Source organism: Chryseosolibacter indicum (genome assembly GCF_018598585.1).
Lineage (GTDB): Bacteria > Bacteroidota > Bacteroidia > Cytophagales > Cyclobacteriaceae > Chryseosolibacter > Chryseosolibacter indicus.
This window is the reverse complement of the sequence record NZ_JAHESD010000057.1, coordinates 21,995-38,218: the sequence shown is the minus strand read 5'-3', so window position 1 is coordinate 38,218 and position 16,224 is coordinate 21,995. Positions and strand designations below refer to the sequence as shown.

Below are 16,224 nucleotides of genomic sequence, written 5' to 3'. Positions count from 1 at the left end.
GGTACGGACAGCAGCATTATGATTATGATAAAGGAGTATTGAGTTTTACCGCGCCTAACCAGGTGCAACAACTGGACCTGCAAAATATGGAATGTGGGTCCGGTTATCTCCTGATCTTTCACCCGGACTTCCTGCTACAGCATACGTTGGCGAACAGCATTCATCACTATGGTTTTTTCGATTACGCGGTTAACGAAGCGCTGCACCTATCAGCGGAGGAAGAAGATAACCTGATTATGATCCTTCATAAGATTGATAAGGAGTGCAAACATATTGATAAGCATACCCAGGAGATCATTCTAACGCAGATCGAGAGCCTGCTAAAATATTCCAACCGTTTTTACAAGCGACAGTTTTTGACCCGCAAGAATAATAATTCAGCATTGCTGGCCCGGTTCGAGCATTTGATCGATGGCTACTTTAACAGCGAGGTACAGGGTTTACTTACAGTACAATATCTTGCTACGCAGATGAACCTGTCGCCGAACTACCTGAGTGACCTGCTTCGGATTCATACCGGGCAGAGTACACAACAGCATATTCATGAAAAACTAATCGCGAAAGCCAAAGAGAAACTTTCGACGACCAGTCTTTCAGTCAGCGAAATCGCCTATGCTTTGGGCTTTGAGCATGCGCAATCCTTTAGCACGCTTTTTAAAAAGAAGACGAATTTGTCGCCACTGGAATTTCGCCAGGCTTTTAACTAATTACCAGGACAAACTTGGGAGGGTGAGATTACCTACGGTGGTCCCCTTCGAGGGAAGGCTTTCAAATAATGACAAAACGCTGTCGCTATGTCCTTTATTTTTGTTTCTACGCTTTGCTCAAGCAAAACCTGGCAACCGCTCAGAAACAAAAATGTCAGCGTTAGGCTGGACGCGTTTTGTCATTTGTTTGGCGGAGAGGGCGGGATTACTCGTACACACAAGCCATGCATACCTCCCCTCGTGAAGCTGCGCTACGTTCGTTCCTCACTACGCTGCGCTTTCGAACCGCCAGCCCTTCGTTCTCATCCCTTTCAAACGGTTTGTAATCTTTAACAGGCTGGTTATGCCTTAATTTTTTTCTTGATTCTTTTTCTGGCGGAGAGGGCGGGATTCGAACCCGCGATACGGTTTCCCGTATACACACTTTCCAGGCGTGCTCCTTCAACCACTCGGACACCTCTCCTGATTGAACTGGGTGCAAATAAATCAATAATTAGCACGCTTTGCAAATACTGACAGAATTTCCGGATCACGCACGTAACCTGACTCTGGATAAGGCGTAGCTTCGACATGCCTATATTGTCAGTATACCCCTAGTCAGCCCGCGAAAGAAATCCCTAAATTTAGCTTCTAAAACACGGCGAATCCCATAACCACCCGGGAGGTGGTTAACTTTCTGTTAGTTCACCAGCAAGTGAAAGGGGAAGTAATTGCTTGGCCTTCTCTGTACCATATTCACCCATGAGCAACATTAACTTGGTAACCGCTGCTTCTGTGGTCATATCAGCCCCTCCTATCACTCCAATTCTGAGTAACTCACGGCTCGTTTCATATCTGCCTTGTGTAACCATGCCGCCGGAGCATTGACTTATATTTAAGACTATAATTCCTTTATCGATAGCGCGTTTTAAAGCGTTGAGCAAAGGTTCAGAGGTAGGCGCATTGCCAGAGCCGTAGGTTTCAAGAATGACGGCTTTTAATCCCGGTGAAAGAATAATGGACTCAATGATGGAGGGCTGAAGACCTGGAAACAATTTGACTATAGCTACGTTCGGTTCTATGTTGGTGCGAAGGTTTAATTTTGTATTTGAGGGCACAGAACGGATAAGGGAATAGTTATAATCCATTTTAACCCCTGCTTTGGCTAAGGGCGGATAGTTACCAGAGTCAAAGGCATCGAACTGCATGCTTTCTACTTTTTTGGACCGGTTTCCCCGAAGCAATTCATAATCGAAGTAGATACAAACTTCAGGAACCTGAGGACGTCCATCCTTTACTGCAGACGCAAAGTCCAAGGCTGTAATAAGATTTTCTCTGGCATCGGAACGGGCTTCGGTTATTGGCAATTGTGCTCCTGTAAAAATCACAGGTTTAGATAAACCCTCCAGCATAAAACTTAATGCAGAAGCTGTGTATGCCATTGTATCTGTACCATGCAAAACAACAAAGCCATCGTGGGTCTCGTAATTCTGATAAATGATTTTGGCTAACACCTGCCAATGCTCGGGAATCATGTTAGAAGAATCGATGGGTGTTTCGAAAGACACTACGGTGAGTTCAAGGGCCAACGTTTTTAAAGTAGGCAGATGCTCGAGAATGAGACTAAAATCGAAAGGGATTAAAACACCTTCGTTATCGTAGGTCATACCAAAGGTACCTCCGGTATATATAATCAGGATTCTTCCTTTAGGCTTTTGGGGTAAAGCCGTATTGATACTTACTCGTTTAAGATTCATTCCGAACTTTTGTAATCAGCAAAATGTGAAAGTTAATGTTTCTGATCAAATAGTTTTAAGGCATTATTTGTTGTCTTTTCTGCTATCTCATCTGTTGACACCTTTTTGTATTCTGAAATCTTTTGTGCTATTGCTGGAATGTATGAAGGTTCGTTTCGCTTCCCTCGGAAAGGTACCGGAGCAAGGTATGGACTATCAGTTTCCATTACCAGGTGATCCAGAGCGATTTCAGGGAGCACTTTATCAAGACCACCATTTTTAAACGTGGCAACTCCGCCAATGCCTAAGTAGAAATTAAGTTTTATTATCTTCTTTGCCTGTTCTACTGACCCGGTAAAGCAATGGAAGATTCCTGTTAAGTTTCCGTCTTGCAAGCCTTCGACAAGCTCTATCGTTTGGTCTATACTTTCGCGGCAGTGAATGATGATGGGAAGCTTATACTTTTTAGCCCAGTTTACCTGAATTGTAAATGCTTCCTTCTGTTGCTCCCAGAAAGACTTGTCCCAATATAGATCAGTACCGATTTCGCCGACAGCACAAAACTTTCTTTTAGCAAGCCAGTCTTCTACGATGTATAACTCACGTTCGAAATCTTTTTTAACAGAACAGGGATGAAGCCCCATCATAGGAATACAAAAATCAGGATAACGGAGCTCTGCTTCCAGTATGGCATCTATGGAAGCGTGGTCTACGTTTGGCATATAGATACGTTTAACATTATGCTCTTCTGCCTTTCTTATTGCACGGGCTCTATCGTCATTAAATTCATCTGAGTAAATATGTGCGTGGGTATCTATCCAATAACTCATCGTCATAAATGGTTCTAATCTGCAAATATCAAATTCTGGTTCATATTTAAACCATCAGGATGGCGCAAATTATTTTAGTGAAAGGTATTTAAAAAAGATAATAAAGCCGATGAAGATAGCGAAGACAGAAGCTACAAGAACCGCCCCTGCTGCTATATCTTTTACCTTGCCTGCCAGTGGTTTCCATTCTGTAGTTACCAAATTAACCAAACTTTCAATTGCGGTATTAACCATTTCGAGACACAACACCAGGGCGATAGTAAGCAGTACAATACACCATTCAACAGAAGTAATTCGAAAGTAAAAACCTGTAGCGATAATGCAGGCAGCCGTAACGAGTTGGACTTTGAGGTTTACTTGTTTATGCAAAGACGCTTTTATTCCATTTACTGCATAGGAGAAGCTTCTAATAAACTTTATCATTCCTAATATTAAATTAATAATGCTATGAGAACAATTTAGCTATTGCCTTTGAAAGCAATACATTCTTTTTGGCGGGTTTAAAACCACTATAATTCTGTGAACGCAGCAATGCAACATCGAGATTAAACTCATGCTGACTCATAAAAAAGGCAATGCCTTCGTTTTCAAGTTTAGCTGCCAGATACTCTTGCTCCGTTTGGCCGGGAGTAGGAATAAATATGGCTTTTTTACCTAGTGAAGAAAGATCCATAATGGTACTGTAACCGCTTCTGGCGATGACGACCTTTGCAGAGAGAAGAAGGCTTTGAAGTTCATTTGACGTAAGGAAGTCTGCACCTTTTGAATCCCAGTTATTAGTTGGTGTAACAACGCCACGTACGATAAAATAAGATAAACGCGATGATTGGAGTTGCGCGCTTACTGTATCTTCGAGTAACGTTCTTTGAGGTTCAGGACCAGAAAATATGGCGACCACGTCATACTTAATTTCAGCCTTTTCAGAAAATTCAAATCGCGATAGCATACCTATATAATCGTGATTGATCTTCCGGTTTATCTTACCATAAAAGATGAGGCTGCCGGACAATAGTTGGCCAGGATCATCAGGAATCCAACAACCATCGAATTTTCTTAATGCTCTTTCATTAAAGATTCTCACCACTCCCTGTAGCCATCCAAACCGCTTAGGCATAAGGATATTACTCTGGTGCGTAATGAAGATACTTTTAACCCTGGAAGACCAGCATCCATAACGATTGTCGGATATGACGACATCTACTTTGTTTTCGGATACATATTTCTCAAGCACACGATGCTCCTGCCGAATAACGCGTACAAAGTGAAGAAGCTGAAGCGCCATCGTCCATACCATAGAACCTTCAGCAGAGTATTTTGGATTATAGCCAGGCAAGTGAAATGAAGTAAGATGAGGAAACTCATTCTTCAACAATGTTAAAGACGGCCCGCTGCCTGCCAATACTACTTCGCATCTTAATTCCAAAAGTTGTCGTATAACAGGAATACATCTTGTTGCGTGACCGAAGCCCCAGTCTAACGGTGCAACCACAACTCTCATAACGATTTAAATTCGAAACCGAGCTCCTTAAAATGTTGAATGTATCTTGGTAACACGTACATTAAATTGGTCTCAGCTTTAAAACTATCATGAAAAACAACAATAGAGCCGTTGCGTGTTGCACCAATAGATTCTTGCAGACATTTTTCAGGTGTATGTGTGTGACTGTAATCTTTGGACAGAACATCCCACATAATAATATCATAGGATGAAAGGGCTTTGATCTGGCTGCGTTTAATTTTCCCGTAAGGAGGCCGAAGCAATTTTTTACCTCCGGGATTGCGACCTCGAGATATCTGCTGCTCACACAACTGAATATTGTTTATATAAGTATTCAATTGTGTTTTCCATCCGTTAAGATGATTATAGGTATGGTTTCCTATTGCATGACCACCTTCAATAATCTTATTAAAAACTTCAGGATGTTTTCTGACGTTGTCGCCAATACAAAAGAAAGTAGCCTTTGCAGAGAATTGTGATAAAGTTTCGAGGACAAATTCAGTAGGCCCTGCAACAGGACCATCATCAAACGTGAGATAAATGCTTTTGCTTCCATCATCTTTTCTCCAGGTAAGTGATGGGTAGAGATACGGGAGAAAAAAGGGAGTTCTATAAGGAATCATCCTACGCGGCAAGTGAGCATGGTGATATCATCGTGATAGCCATTCTTTCCTTTAAAATTATCAAGTGCTACAATAATATCTGAATGGATATCTCTAAGATTCTTTAAGTACGTATGGTCTAGCTTAAAGTAATCAAGTAATGCATCCATACCAAACTCCTCTCCTTTTTCATTAACAGTTTCTATTACGCCATCGGTGTAGCAGAATAAAAGAAACTCATCGAGGTCGGTTATAAATCCTTCATTAATAAAAGGAAGCGGATGCATTGCCCCTAAAACTGTTGAGCCATCTTCCAGTAATCTAATGCCATGTTTTTTATCGAACAGTATAGGTGGGTTGTGGCCGGCGTTTACGTATACCATCGTTTTAAGTTTGATATCGTAAATAGCTGCAAAAAAGGTAATAAACTTTTCCCCCTTTGTATTTTCAAGAACCTGAAAATTAAGGGCCTCAACTATATCTGTAAGATTGGGTGTTTGTCTTAAAAGTGTTCTTAATGATGCCTGAAAGTTGGACATCATCAGCGCTGCCGCAATACCTTTACCACTTACATCTGCAATGCAAATAAGAAACTGGTTTTTGTTTATAGGAATGTAATCATAGTAGTCACCTCCAACTACATCGTGTGGTAAATAGCTTGCTTCTACCTTTAATGTTTCTGTTGACGGAAGTTTTTCAGGAAACAAGAACTGTTGAACATCGCTTGCAATTTCAAGTTCTTTTCTCAAAGACTCTTGCTCTAACTGCTTTCTTGCAAGCTTCTTGTTTTCGATGGCAACAATAATGATATTACTTAATGCCTGGATGAAGCGAATGCCATCTTCGTTTTCGTATCGAACATCGTATTTATCTAAACCGCCGACGAAAACAAGCGCTAAGGTTGTGCCCTTATGCGCAACAGGAATGACGATATCAAATTCTGTGAAGGCACAGGTTTGAAACTCCTTTAGGTGGGTAATATCTTGTATTGTTTTAAATTCAGGTAGTAGTTTGGTTTTATGAAAATGGTGATCGGTACCAAAGCTCGCCTTGCAGTTCCATTCATCGTCTAAAACAAATAGCGCAAGCTTCTTAATGTTAAGGTTAGAACGTAAAGTAAAATTATAGATTTTATAGAGCGATTCTTCAGGCAAATTGCTATTAATAGCCTGTGTGATCTCAAGCAATGCGTTGAGTTCTAACTCTTTGATCTCAAATTGTTTCCTAACATCCAGCTCTGTCATAATACATCAACTGGTAAATTTATAAATAAAAGGATATTCTTTACGGAATAAAAGCATTAAACAATTACTGCCGCTTGTGTGTTCTTCAATAACGCCTACCCTTCCATTCATATTGTTGAAATTGAGCGCAAATAGCCACCAGTAGGACATAAACCGGATATACTATCTGAAGAACTAAAAAGGACCACCAACTCCACGATATTTTTAAACACCGACAAAAGGATATTAGAACAACTGCTTCCAGTATGAGCTTGATTATCAGTAGTAAGAAATGGTATAAGCTTGTAAAAATGATGGCATTGGACAGCGCCAGAATATTAATACATTGAAATGAAAATATAAAAAGGGCCAGCATAGCGGCATAAAACGACGTATTGAACTTCCATTTTGAAGCCCAACGAATGCGCTGCGAAAAAAAATGTTTCAGCGAGGGTTGGACCTTTGTGCGTACTACTGCGTTTTGATCGGCTAAAAACCTGACTCCATCAGGGTATTTTTTAGAGATCTTTCGCATAAGAAATTCATCATCGCCAGACGCAATCTGGAAATTGCCCTCATACCCTCCTACAGCGACAAAAGCCTCCTTTCTGAAAGCAAGATTGGCGCCATTGCACATAGTGGGATTTTTAAATGCCGCCGTGGAAGCAGCACTTCCAATCAAGCTTGCAAATTCTATCTGCTGCATTTTTGAAAATAGCCCGGCAGCTTCTTCCATTGCCACAGGGCCGAGTAGAAGTATCGTTTTGTCGGTGCTAAAGTACTGTGAGACGGATTCCAGCCAATGAACCGGTGCGTTGCAGTCGCCATCGGTGGTTACTATTACTTCTCCCCTGGAAGCATTAATGGCGGTAGTAATGGCCATCTTTTTACCAGAGCCGGAATTTGTCAGACAGGTGACATCCGCCAAATTAAGTGCTTTAATAAATTCAATTGAATTATCAGTAGAATGGTCATCGACAACTATTACCTCAAAGTTCTTATAGCTTTGAAGGGCAAGGGTTTGCAGAAGTTGTACGATATTATCTCCTTCGTTTCTTACGGGAATTACAACAGAGAGAAATAGACTAGTATTAGCCGATAATTCGACTTTTTCCTCAAAGTTCTTTCGCCACCCTACAAACAAGTAAATAAGGAACAGGTAATAAAGGCTAAAAAAGCATCCTGTAAGGATTATCATAGCTGCAATTTCAATAATTTATTAACGCTGATTATCTTCAAGCCGTGGGAAAAATTGTGAAAGAAAAAATAATCCTAGGTCTTGATCCAGGAACAACAGTAATGGGATATGGGATAATTTCGGTAACGGGGTCAAAACTGAGTCTTTTACAATATGGTGTAATTCACCTTAGTAAGTATGAGGGGCATGAATTAAAACTTAAAAAGATCTTTGACAGAGTACTAAACCTGGTAGATGAGTACCACCCTGATGAAGTGGCATTAGAGGCACCATTTTACGGAAAGAATGTTCAATCAATGTTAAAGCTAGGCCGGGCGCAAGGAGTGGCAATGTCTGCTGCATTGTATCGGGAAGTTCCCATTGTTGAATATGCCCCTAAAAAGGTAAAGCAGTCCGTTACGGGTAATGGTAATGCATCAAAAGAGCAAGTAGCAAAAATGCTTATGACTATGTTGTCAATAAAAGAGCTTCCCAAGCTTTTGGATGCCACTGATGCGCTGGCGGTTGCTGTTTGTCATCATTTTCAGAAGGGGAAGACAACTAAAACAGCAGGGTCGTGGACCTCATTTCTCAAAGAAAACCCGCACAGACTCCAATAAGTTAGAAGTAAACAATATTAAACAGAAAGTGGGTTGTGCTTCATTTTATACTTCTAAATTTTGAATAGTTTTAACCCATCAACATTCTCTATTAACTCGTACAATTTCACATGAAAGCTAAAATTCTAATTCTGGTATTAGGTGATTTAAAACACGATGCCAGAGTTCGAAGGCAAGTAAATGCTCTTAAAGAAGAGTATGACGTTACGATAGCCTGTTTTAGTGCTGAACCATCAGATCAGTACAAGTTTATACAACTCCCTAATAATCCGATTAGTTTAAAGAAAAAAATTCTTTCCTCCGGCTTCCTTCTTGCCGGCTTTTATAGTGTTGCCTACAAAATACTTTATGACTACGATCATGTTTTGAAGTCACAGTTAAAAGGAAAATCTTTCGATATGGTGATAGCGAATGATGTGGAGACTTTGCCCCTTGCATTTGCCATTAATAACAGACGTGTTTTGTTTGATGCACACGAATATGCTCCCCGACATTTTGAAGACCGGATTTTATGGAGAATATTTTTTCAAGGATTCAATAATTGGCTATGCAGAAAGTATATTCCACAAACAGCAGCTATGACAACTGTTGGAAAGGGACTTGCGGAAGAGTATGAGAAAAATTTTAGTGTACGGCCAATTGTAATAACCAACGCGAATAATTATTCGGACATACTACCTTCTAAAATTGAAGGTCGCAAAATTAAATTAGTTCATCATGGAATTGCAAATCGATCAAGAAGACTGCATTTGATGATAGAAATGATGGACCATTTAGATAACCGGTTTTCACTAGACTTCTTTCTATTAACGCCCCGATTAGCATCTAACAAAACAGTTGCATATTTGGAGGAACTAAAAAACAAGGCTAGTTTAACATCAAGGGTAAGGATACTTCCACCTGTTACAGGAACTGAATTAGTTAAGACATTAAACAACTACGACATAGGAATATTTCTCTTGCCCCCTGTTAATTTCAATTACAAAAACGCTCTCCCAAATAAGCTCTTCGATTTTATTCAAGCCAGGCTTGCAATAGCTATTGGTCCTACCCCAGAAATGGCTCACATTGTAAAAGAGTTTCAAAACGGAGTTGTTGCTGAGGATTTCAGTCCAGTGAGTTTGGCTCAAGTAATTAACAAACTAACTATTTCAGAAATTGAAACCTTTAAAGAAAACTCTGCAAAAGCAGCAAAGGTGTTTAACGCAGAGAATAATGCTGCCATCTTAAGAGATGTAGTATCAAACGTCTTGTCAAAATAGCTACTTAATGTTTAAAGACATCATGATACACATGTTCAATTCTCTCTAAAAAAGATGACTCTGCGTAGTTTTTAAAAACATATTTCTGTATCATACTTCTATCAAATTCATGATACTTCGTTAACATATTTTCAATTGCAGTGCGAAGTGAAGAAACATCTTTAGGATCACACAAAATACCGTTCTCATCATTAACGAAATCTTCGGGCCCACCGCATTTGGTTGAAACTACCGGTAACCCTGAGGCCATTGCCTCAACTAAGGCAACACAGAAAGTCTCGTAACGGCTTGAACAGACAAAGAAGTCAAGGTTAGACATAAAAGACGGAACATCCTGGTAAGGAACGAAACCAAAGAATATGCATTTATCCTCCAGCCCAAGTTCAACTGCTTTAATTCTAAATGTGTTTTCTAGTTTTCCCGAACCACCAATATAAAGCCTAAAATCTTTACGAATGTCTTGTAGCGCTTCAAGCAAAATATCTAACCCTTTAACATTCGTATTCATTCCCCCGAGAAAGCCGATATGAGGAATAGAATTTTTTCTTTTTTCTACACTTACAAATCTTTTAATATTAATGACATTGGGGATAACTACTATGTTAGTATAATTTGGAATTACTGATTTTACTTTTGATGCAAGGTAGTTACTGACGGTTATTATTGCTTTGGCCCTCTTCATTCCAAATAATGTGAGCTGCTTATGAAAGAAGCTTCTAAAGTTGTTAATAGGCAATGTATGTTCATTAAAAACATACGGAACTTTAAAATATTTACTTATTACCCAACCCAATATGCTTCCTGGATAACCAATAGAAGCTTGGATTATGTCCGGCTTAGCTCCTTTACAAATTTCAATTGCAACTTTACAAGTTATTAAAAAATAAATGAGTTGATTGATGACCGGAAGTGATCTGTAAACTATAAGACGATGCTCACTGAGATTATCACTTTTAGAGTGGGATAATTCATAGGAAGAAATGGCGAATTTTGAGTAATCAATTTTGGAGGAGAGAACCATTACCAGATGCTTTTTTGCGAGCGCCTGCGCTTGAGTTTGTATGAATGCTCCACTGTTTCCAGAAAGGCGATCAGGATACCATGGTGTTATGAATAGAATTTTCATTGGGTATAAATAATATATTACCAAATAAAGGCATCGACTCACATTTTGATATCTTACCTCGCCTTTCTATTGAATAAGATTGATAGTTTAACTCTTTGAAAAAGATATGAATATCTTCAATCGTGTATCCCGCAGCTTCATAGGTCTTTTGATTCAACTCTAGCATTACAATCGGTCTAAATTTTTTAATCGTGTTGAGGCCGCCACGCAACGCCATCAATTCGGCTCCTTCAATGTCTATTTTAATGAAATCCACACGATTTTGATTAACCAGCGCGTCGTCCATTCTTTTTAATTCAACCTCAATTTTTTGCTTAATCACACGTTCTCCTGGGTAAATTGTCGCCAACCCTTCATGGGTATCTTCCACCTCATAAATTGCAAGTCGCTTATTCTCATCAGATAATCCACAGTCATAAACAATTGCATTTTTAAAACCATTCAATTCAATGTTCTCTAAAAGAAATTTTCTGATAGAAGGTAATGGCTCAAAAGAAAGAACTCGTCCGTTAGCTAATCTTTTACAACAAAAGAGTGTATATTCACCAAGGTTAGCACCTACATCAATGAATACCATATCAGGCATTAGATATTTGTGAAGAAATAGTAATTCTTTATATTCATGAAAACCTGTCCAGTAAATGGCACACCCCATGGTTCGATTAATATCTATTTTCAACTTAATGTTGGAGTCAAAATTTTCTATCAAGGTTATATTACTACCCGAAGAAAGAGCTGCACGTTTTCTTCTGTAAAAGAAGCCTGAAAATGCAAAAGGAATTTTAAGTATCTTCTCTACCAATAGATTATCCGTACCTATAAGTTTTGAATTTAAAGTCCGAAAAAACCTAGCAAGACTTTTTTCCATAATTATTTAAATATTTTTGTAGTATAAATTGTCGCGATCTCTCTTCTAAATATCCAAATCAATAACACCAAACTGACAAGAACATAAAGGACGTGTAACATTAACGAAAATTTTTCTCCAAAAGTGGGTTCAAGTATTAGAATGAGTACTGCAATTAACAAGGGAGCGAAGATAATCTTGAAGAAATTAAATTTGAATTTAAATCGACTTCTTCCATCGAAGTATATCAGAAAGATCTCCACTACAAAAGCAATTAGGCTTGAGAAAATTACCCCATAGAGTTCAAAGTTTTTGACAAGAAGTACAATTAGTATGGCTTTTACCGATGACACTATCGTATAAATAACGGGAAGGGTTTTTGTGTACTTTAAAGCTCCAAAGGGGATGCCGAAATACAACCTTATTGACCTAAATAAATAAATTATGGATGCGTAGCTTATATACGGAATTGCCTCCAAGTATTCCTTCTTCTTAACAAATAGCTTCAGTAGAATAGGGAAAAATAAAATACTACCTGTCACTAATATGATTGTTATTCCTGTGAGGCCGTAATAGTAACGGTTTATTTCTAATGATGACTGCTTTACTTGTTGACTAATTACATTGGCCACTACTTTTGGGAAAAACGAATTATTTAAGCCATTTAACACGAATTCTATAACAATTAAACAACTGAGTACAAACCCATATATACCAACTAATGACAATGGAAGAAAAAGAGACACCAGAATTCTGTCAAAGTAATTCATAGTCCATTGCAGCATCTGGTAGATCATGGAGTAGAAATTAAACGAAAATGATTCTTTAATAACGCCGTAATTAAATTGAATACCATATAGGTTGACTATCCGGAGAAAGGCCCATCCTGCAACGAGTAAAGCTGCAAGTAATCGGCCCGCAATAGGACCAATAAGTGACTTAGGAAAGAAAAAAAAGCCCAGGACAGTGAGGACAGATATCAATAGGAAAAAGAAAAGGTTTGACCAGAAATAAACCTGAGATTGTTGCTGGGTTTGGACAAAGCTACTATGAACTTTTAGAATTGCCTGGAGCACTCCAGTAACTAAAGCTAATATTCCATAAGGATAAAATGAGAAGGGCTGGTCTCGAAAAATTAATCTAAAAACAGCATCACCTACAACTAAGAGTAGCGCTCCTAAAATAGTGCCATTGATAAGAATAAAAGTAAATGCTGAACTTACAAATCGTTTTAATAGTGCCTTATTATTCTTGTATTCGTGATAATGAATATAGATAGACGTATCAAAACTAAAAGAAACAATTATCTGAATTATTAAGGCAAGTGCTAAATAAATGGAAAGTATTCCAAAGTTTGATGTAGAAAGATTTCGGACATAAAACGGCAGCAAAATAATAGCACTTGCTGTGGGCAAAGTGCCTGAAATTGTATAAACTACTGAATTTTTAATAAAATTCTTACTTATCATCCTGAAGCAGTACAAATAAAGTAATTTAAAAATCAATAAATTTAAAATTTACTTTTTTTTAAAGCTCGTTGAATGAACTGGTACAAAAAGTCGGCTTTAGTTCTCACCTATCTCCTACTTAGTGCTCAATTTCTGTTTGCCCAGTCATTCTCTTTCTATAATTATACTACCCTTGATGGATTACCGAGTAACGAAATCTATGATATTTATCGGGATCGCAGAGGCTTCCTTTGGTTCGCCACCGACAATGGGGTGGTAAAATTTGACGGGAAAGAGATGCAAACGCTCCATGTAAAAGATGGACTTCCTGACCCTGTTATTTTTAGTTTTTTCGAGGATGAGAAACAACGCATTTGGTTTCGATCATACTCCGGGAAACTTTCCTATTATGAAAAAGGAAAGATCAAAATATATAAGTATAATGATAAGCTATTAAAATCCAGCAGTTACGGCGGTCTACTATCGTTTATTTACGATGCAAAAAAAGAAGAACTTCATTTTAGTATCCGGCATTACAAGGGAAAGATTGACAGTCTTGGTAATGTTTCATCTCGTGAAATTGATCTTCAATCAACCATCTACTACTCTAGAATAAATAACCAATATCTAATTACCCTATCAAAAAACAACACCAAGTTTTATCAAAATATTGCAATCAATAATAAAAGCTATCCAATCTCACTTTCTGACACATCAAATTCAAATCTAGTCAAGTGCATAATAGAGTGGAAAGGCAAAACTTATCTATCGACATTTAATGATTTATTCGAATATGACGGAAATACGGTGAAACGTGTTTTACAAGGTCAGAGTGGCATTATTAGCCTTTCGATTGATAAGCAAGACAGGTTGTGGGTAGGTCGATTAGTCGGTGGCGTTGAATGCTTTTACTCGAATGATTTTAACCGTTCCTGGGCTCCTACTATTTTTTCAGGTTTATCAGTTACCAAAATTGTGCAAGGCACATCAGGAGATATTTGGGGTAGCACGTTAGAAAATGGTATTTACAATATACCTAATGTTAACATTCAAAATTATAACTTAAACATCTCAAAGGTAAAATCGCTTACTTATTCTAAAGACAGGATTTTTATTGGTGATCAGAAAGGAGGATTGGCTGTATATGATACAAAAACTAGAAAAGTTATAAAATTAATTTCAATGGGTTCAACGATAATGTCGCTCTTTAGAGATGGTAAAAACAACCTTTGGGTGTCAGACCTTAATAAGATTTACAGATTTGATAACGATTTAAATATCACTAAATCCTACGAGAACAATAATGCCACTGACTTTTTTGAAGATACCGAAGGATTAGTATGGGCTTGCGGAGGTTTAAGAGTAAACAAATTTGATGTTGAAGGAAGGGAACACAGAAATATCGTTTTGGATATGTATAGATCGATATTAACAAAAGATTCATCAATATATTTAGGCGGGAGAACTGGTCTTACAGTACTAGATAAAGCACTACAACACAAAAAGAAAATAAAAGAGTTTAATGATTATAAGATCTCAGATCTCATACAACTTAATGACTCAACTATTCTTTTAGCAACAATTGGAAACGGATTTATATTATTTAATAGTAAAACCTACAATTATACCCAATATAACTCCAATAGTAAATTTATAGCTGACAACATCCATGCGACTCTTATCAAAGATTCACTTCTTTGGCTAGGAACAGAAAAAGGACTTGCTGTTACATCAATACCTTCATTAATAGAAAACAAACCAGATTTTAAATATCTAGGCAAAAAAAGTGGGCTAATAAGCAATACGATCAACTATATCGCAGAAGGATATAAATCAATCTGGGCCTTTTCAACAAATGGTTTTTCTGTTATTCCCGATTCTCTTTTTAATAAGCGTACCGTGAGACCAATCTTCTATTTAAATGAAATAAGGATTAACAATAGAGAAATTACCACGCATAACTTAAAAGATTTAGCTCACGACCAAAACGATATCACTATCAGTTACCATTGTATTTACTACAACAATGAAAATCTCTTTCTAAGATACAGGATTAAGGAAAACGACAACTGGATTCCTACTTCCAATCGAAAAATTGAGCTTTCCTCTATGGCGCCTAACAATTACATCCTGAGGTTAGAATACTCAATTGACAATATCAATTGGCATCAAGCCTTAGAACCAATTTCCTGCACAATTAATCCTCCGTGGTGGCAACAATGGTATAGTATTGTTTCAGCTATTATAATCTTGTCAATTTTAAGTTACATCTACTTTCGACATCAACTCTCAATATATAACCAAAAGAATAAGTTATTAAAAATTATTAATGACCATCAACAGAAGCTCATTCAGTCGGAAATTGTTACGCTGGAACGCGAGCGAAACAGAATTGCAAAAGAACTGCATGATGGCGTTGGGACTAATTTAACCGCTATTAAGCTTATGGTAAATCAGTTGCTTAATAACCACAATGACCCAATGACAAATGAAGTTGAAGACCAATTTCAGATTGCAATAAGGGAGATAAAAGATATTATTTATGGACTTACTCCACCGACGTTGGAACGTTATGGATTATTCGCCGGCTTGAAAAATTACATAAGTAAATTAAGCGGAAATATACCCATTAATATAGCTTTAAAGACGTATGGCGAGGAGTCAAATAAATACGAACTAAACATTATTATCTTCAGAATTATTCAAGAGCTAATAGCAAATTCCATTAAGCACTCTCAAGGTAAAGAGATTACCATACACATTAATTCATTTAAGGATATTATTAACATCATATATGAAGACGATGGCGTTGGTTTTTCATACAACCCAGTTCAACATGGATTAGGATTAGACAATATTGAGTCAAGAATAAGGTCTGTAAACGGATCTTTAAAGTTTGAGTCAGGAAAATTTGGAACGTCTTATAACATTGACATACCACTAGAGTCTGAGCCAAAGGAAGGAGAAGAACCTAATATTTTATTATAAAAAGAATAGTTTTAATTAAAACTGCTTACGTTTCTTACCAACAAAAGTATACTCCTTTAGTACTAGGCGAGCCAAAAATAGTTAGAAAAAGAAGTCGAAAATAGAACGAAGCAAGTATAATCACACATCTCTTGATGGCTTTATTAGATGGAATTTATGTAATGCATTGCAAAATAAAAAA

Annotated in this window: 14 protein-coding genes and 1 tRNA gene; 4 read left to right on the top strand and 11 right to left on the bottom strand. The window is 37.6% G+C overall.

Going from position 1 to position 16,224, the window contains the following annotated elements:
- Positions 1-707, top strand: a 707-nt coding sequence (locus tag KK060_RS19500) for a helix-turn-helix domain-containing protein (protein WP_254155452.1), incomplete at its 5' end; no start/stop codon positions are given.
- A gap of 373 nt (positions 708-1,080) precedes the next feature.
- Here KK060_RS19500 and KK060_RS19495 read toward each other — a convergent pair.
- The 8 genes from KK060_RS19495 to KK060_RS19460 all read right to left on the bottom strand — a co-directional run bounded on the left by KK060_RS19495 (position 1,081) and on the right by KK060_RS19460 (position 7,773).
- Positions 1,081-1,170 (bottom strand) — tRNA-Ser (locus tag KK060_RS19495).
- A gap of 205 nt (positions 1,171-1,375) precedes the next feature.
- Positions 1,376-2,443, bottom strand: coding sequence for an asparaginase (locus KK060_RS19490; RefSeq protein ID WP_254155451.1), 1,068 nt, complete (start codon positions 2,441-2,443; stop codon positions 1,376-1,378).
- 32 nt (positions 2,444-2,475) lie between these two features.
- Positions 2,476-3,252 (bottom strand): TatD family hydrolase, encoded by a 777-nt coding sequence (locus tag KK060_RS19485; RefSeq protein WP_254155450.1) that lies wholly within the window; start codon positions 3,250-3,252, stop codon positions 2,476-2,478.
- A 69-nt stretch (positions 3,253-3,321) separates the two neighbouring features.
- On the bottom strand, positions 3,322-3,675 hold the full coding sequence (locus KK060_RS19480) for a diacylglycerol kinase family protein (protein WP_254155449.1): 354 nt from the start codon (positions 3,673-3,675) through the stop codon (positions 3,322-3,324).
- Positions 3,676-3,697: 22 nt separating this feature from the next.
- Entirely contained in the window at positions 3,698-4,750 is a 1,053-nt protein-coding gene (locus KK060_RS19475) for a glycosyltransferase (protein WP_254155448.1), read from the bottom strand.
- On the bottom strand, positions 4,747-5,373 hold the full coding sequence (locus KK060_RS19470; RefSeq protein WP_254155447.1) for a polysaccharide deacetylase family protein: 627 nt from the start codon (positions 5,371-5,373) through the stop codon (positions 4,747-4,749). The genes KK060_RS19475 and KK060_RS19470 overlap by 4 nt, the downstream gene beginning before the upstream one ends.
- The gene (locus tag KK060_RS19465) at positions 5,370-6,596 is read right to left on the bottom strand and encodes a GAF domain-containing SpoIIE family protein phosphatase (RefSeq protein ID WP_254155446.1); all 1,227 of its coding nucleotides are present in this window, start codon (positions 6,594-6,596) and stop codon (positions 5,370-5,372) included. The genes KK060_RS19470 and KK060_RS19465 overlap by 4 nt, the downstream gene beginning before the upstream one ends.
- An 85-nt stretch (positions 6,597-6,681) precedes the next feature.
- On the bottom strand, positions 6,682-7,773 hold the full coding sequence (locus KK060_RS19460) for a glycosyltransferase (protein WP_254155445.1): 1,092 nt from the start codon (positions 7,771-7,773) through the stop codon (positions 6,682-6,684).
- 53 nt (positions 7,774-7,826) lie between these two features.
- Between KK060_RS19460 and ruvC the strand changes: the two genes are divergently transcribed.
- Positions 7,827-8,372: a crossover junction endodeoxyribonuclease RuvC gene (gene ruvC, locus KK060_RS19455; RefSeq protein ID WP_367397519.1), complete on the top strand. Its 546-nt coding sequence runs from the start codon at positions 7,827-7,829 to the stop codon at positions 8,370-8,372.
- A gap of 110 nt (positions 8,373-8,482) precedes the next feature.
- On the top strand, positions 8,483-9,634 hold the full coding sequence (locus KK060_RS19450; protein WP_254155444.1) for a glycosyltransferase family protein: 1,152 nt from the start codon (positions 8,483-8,485) through the stop codon (positions 9,632-9,634).
- A 4-nt stretch (positions 9,635-9,638) separates the two neighbouring features.
- Here KK060_RS19450 and KK060_RS19445 read toward each other — a convergent pair whose 3' ends face one another.
- Genes KK060_RS19445 through KK060_RS19435 form a run of 3 tightly spaced genes read right to left on the bottom strand, consistent with a single transcriptional unit; the run spans position 9,639 to position 13,076 of the window.
- Positions 9,639-10,760 carry a glycosyltransferase gene (locus KK060_RS19445; protein WP_254155443.1) on the bottom strand — a complete coding sequence of 374 codons (1,122 nt, stop codon included), beginning with the start codon at positions 10,758-10,760 and terminating at the stop codon, positions 9,639-9,641.
- The gene (locus KK060_RS19440; RefSeq protein WP_254155442.1) at positions 10,726-11,628 is read right to left on the bottom strand and encodes an FkbM family methyltransferase; all 903 of its coding nucleotides are present in this window, start codon (positions 11,626-11,628) and stop codon (positions 10,726-10,728) included. The genes KK060_RS19445 and KK060_RS19440 overlap by 35 nt, the downstream gene beginning before the upstream one ends.
- 2 nt (positions 11,629-11,630) lie before the next feature.
- Entirely contained in the window at positions 11,631-13,076 is a 1,446-nt protein-coding gene (locus KK060_RS19435; RefSeq protein WP_254155441.1) for a lipopolysaccharide biosynthesis protein, read from the bottom strand.
- Positions 13,077-13,148: 72 nt separating this feature from the next.
- On the opposite strand from KK060_RS19435, the gene KK060_RS19430 reads away from it, so the two are divergent.
- Positions 13,149-16,043: a sensor histidine kinase gene (locus tag KK060_RS19430; RefSeq protein WP_254155440.1), complete on the top strand. Its 2,895-nt coding sequence runs from the start codon at positions 13,149-13,151 to the stop codon at positions 16,041-16,043.
- Positions 16,044-16,224: the final 181 nt, after the last annotated feature.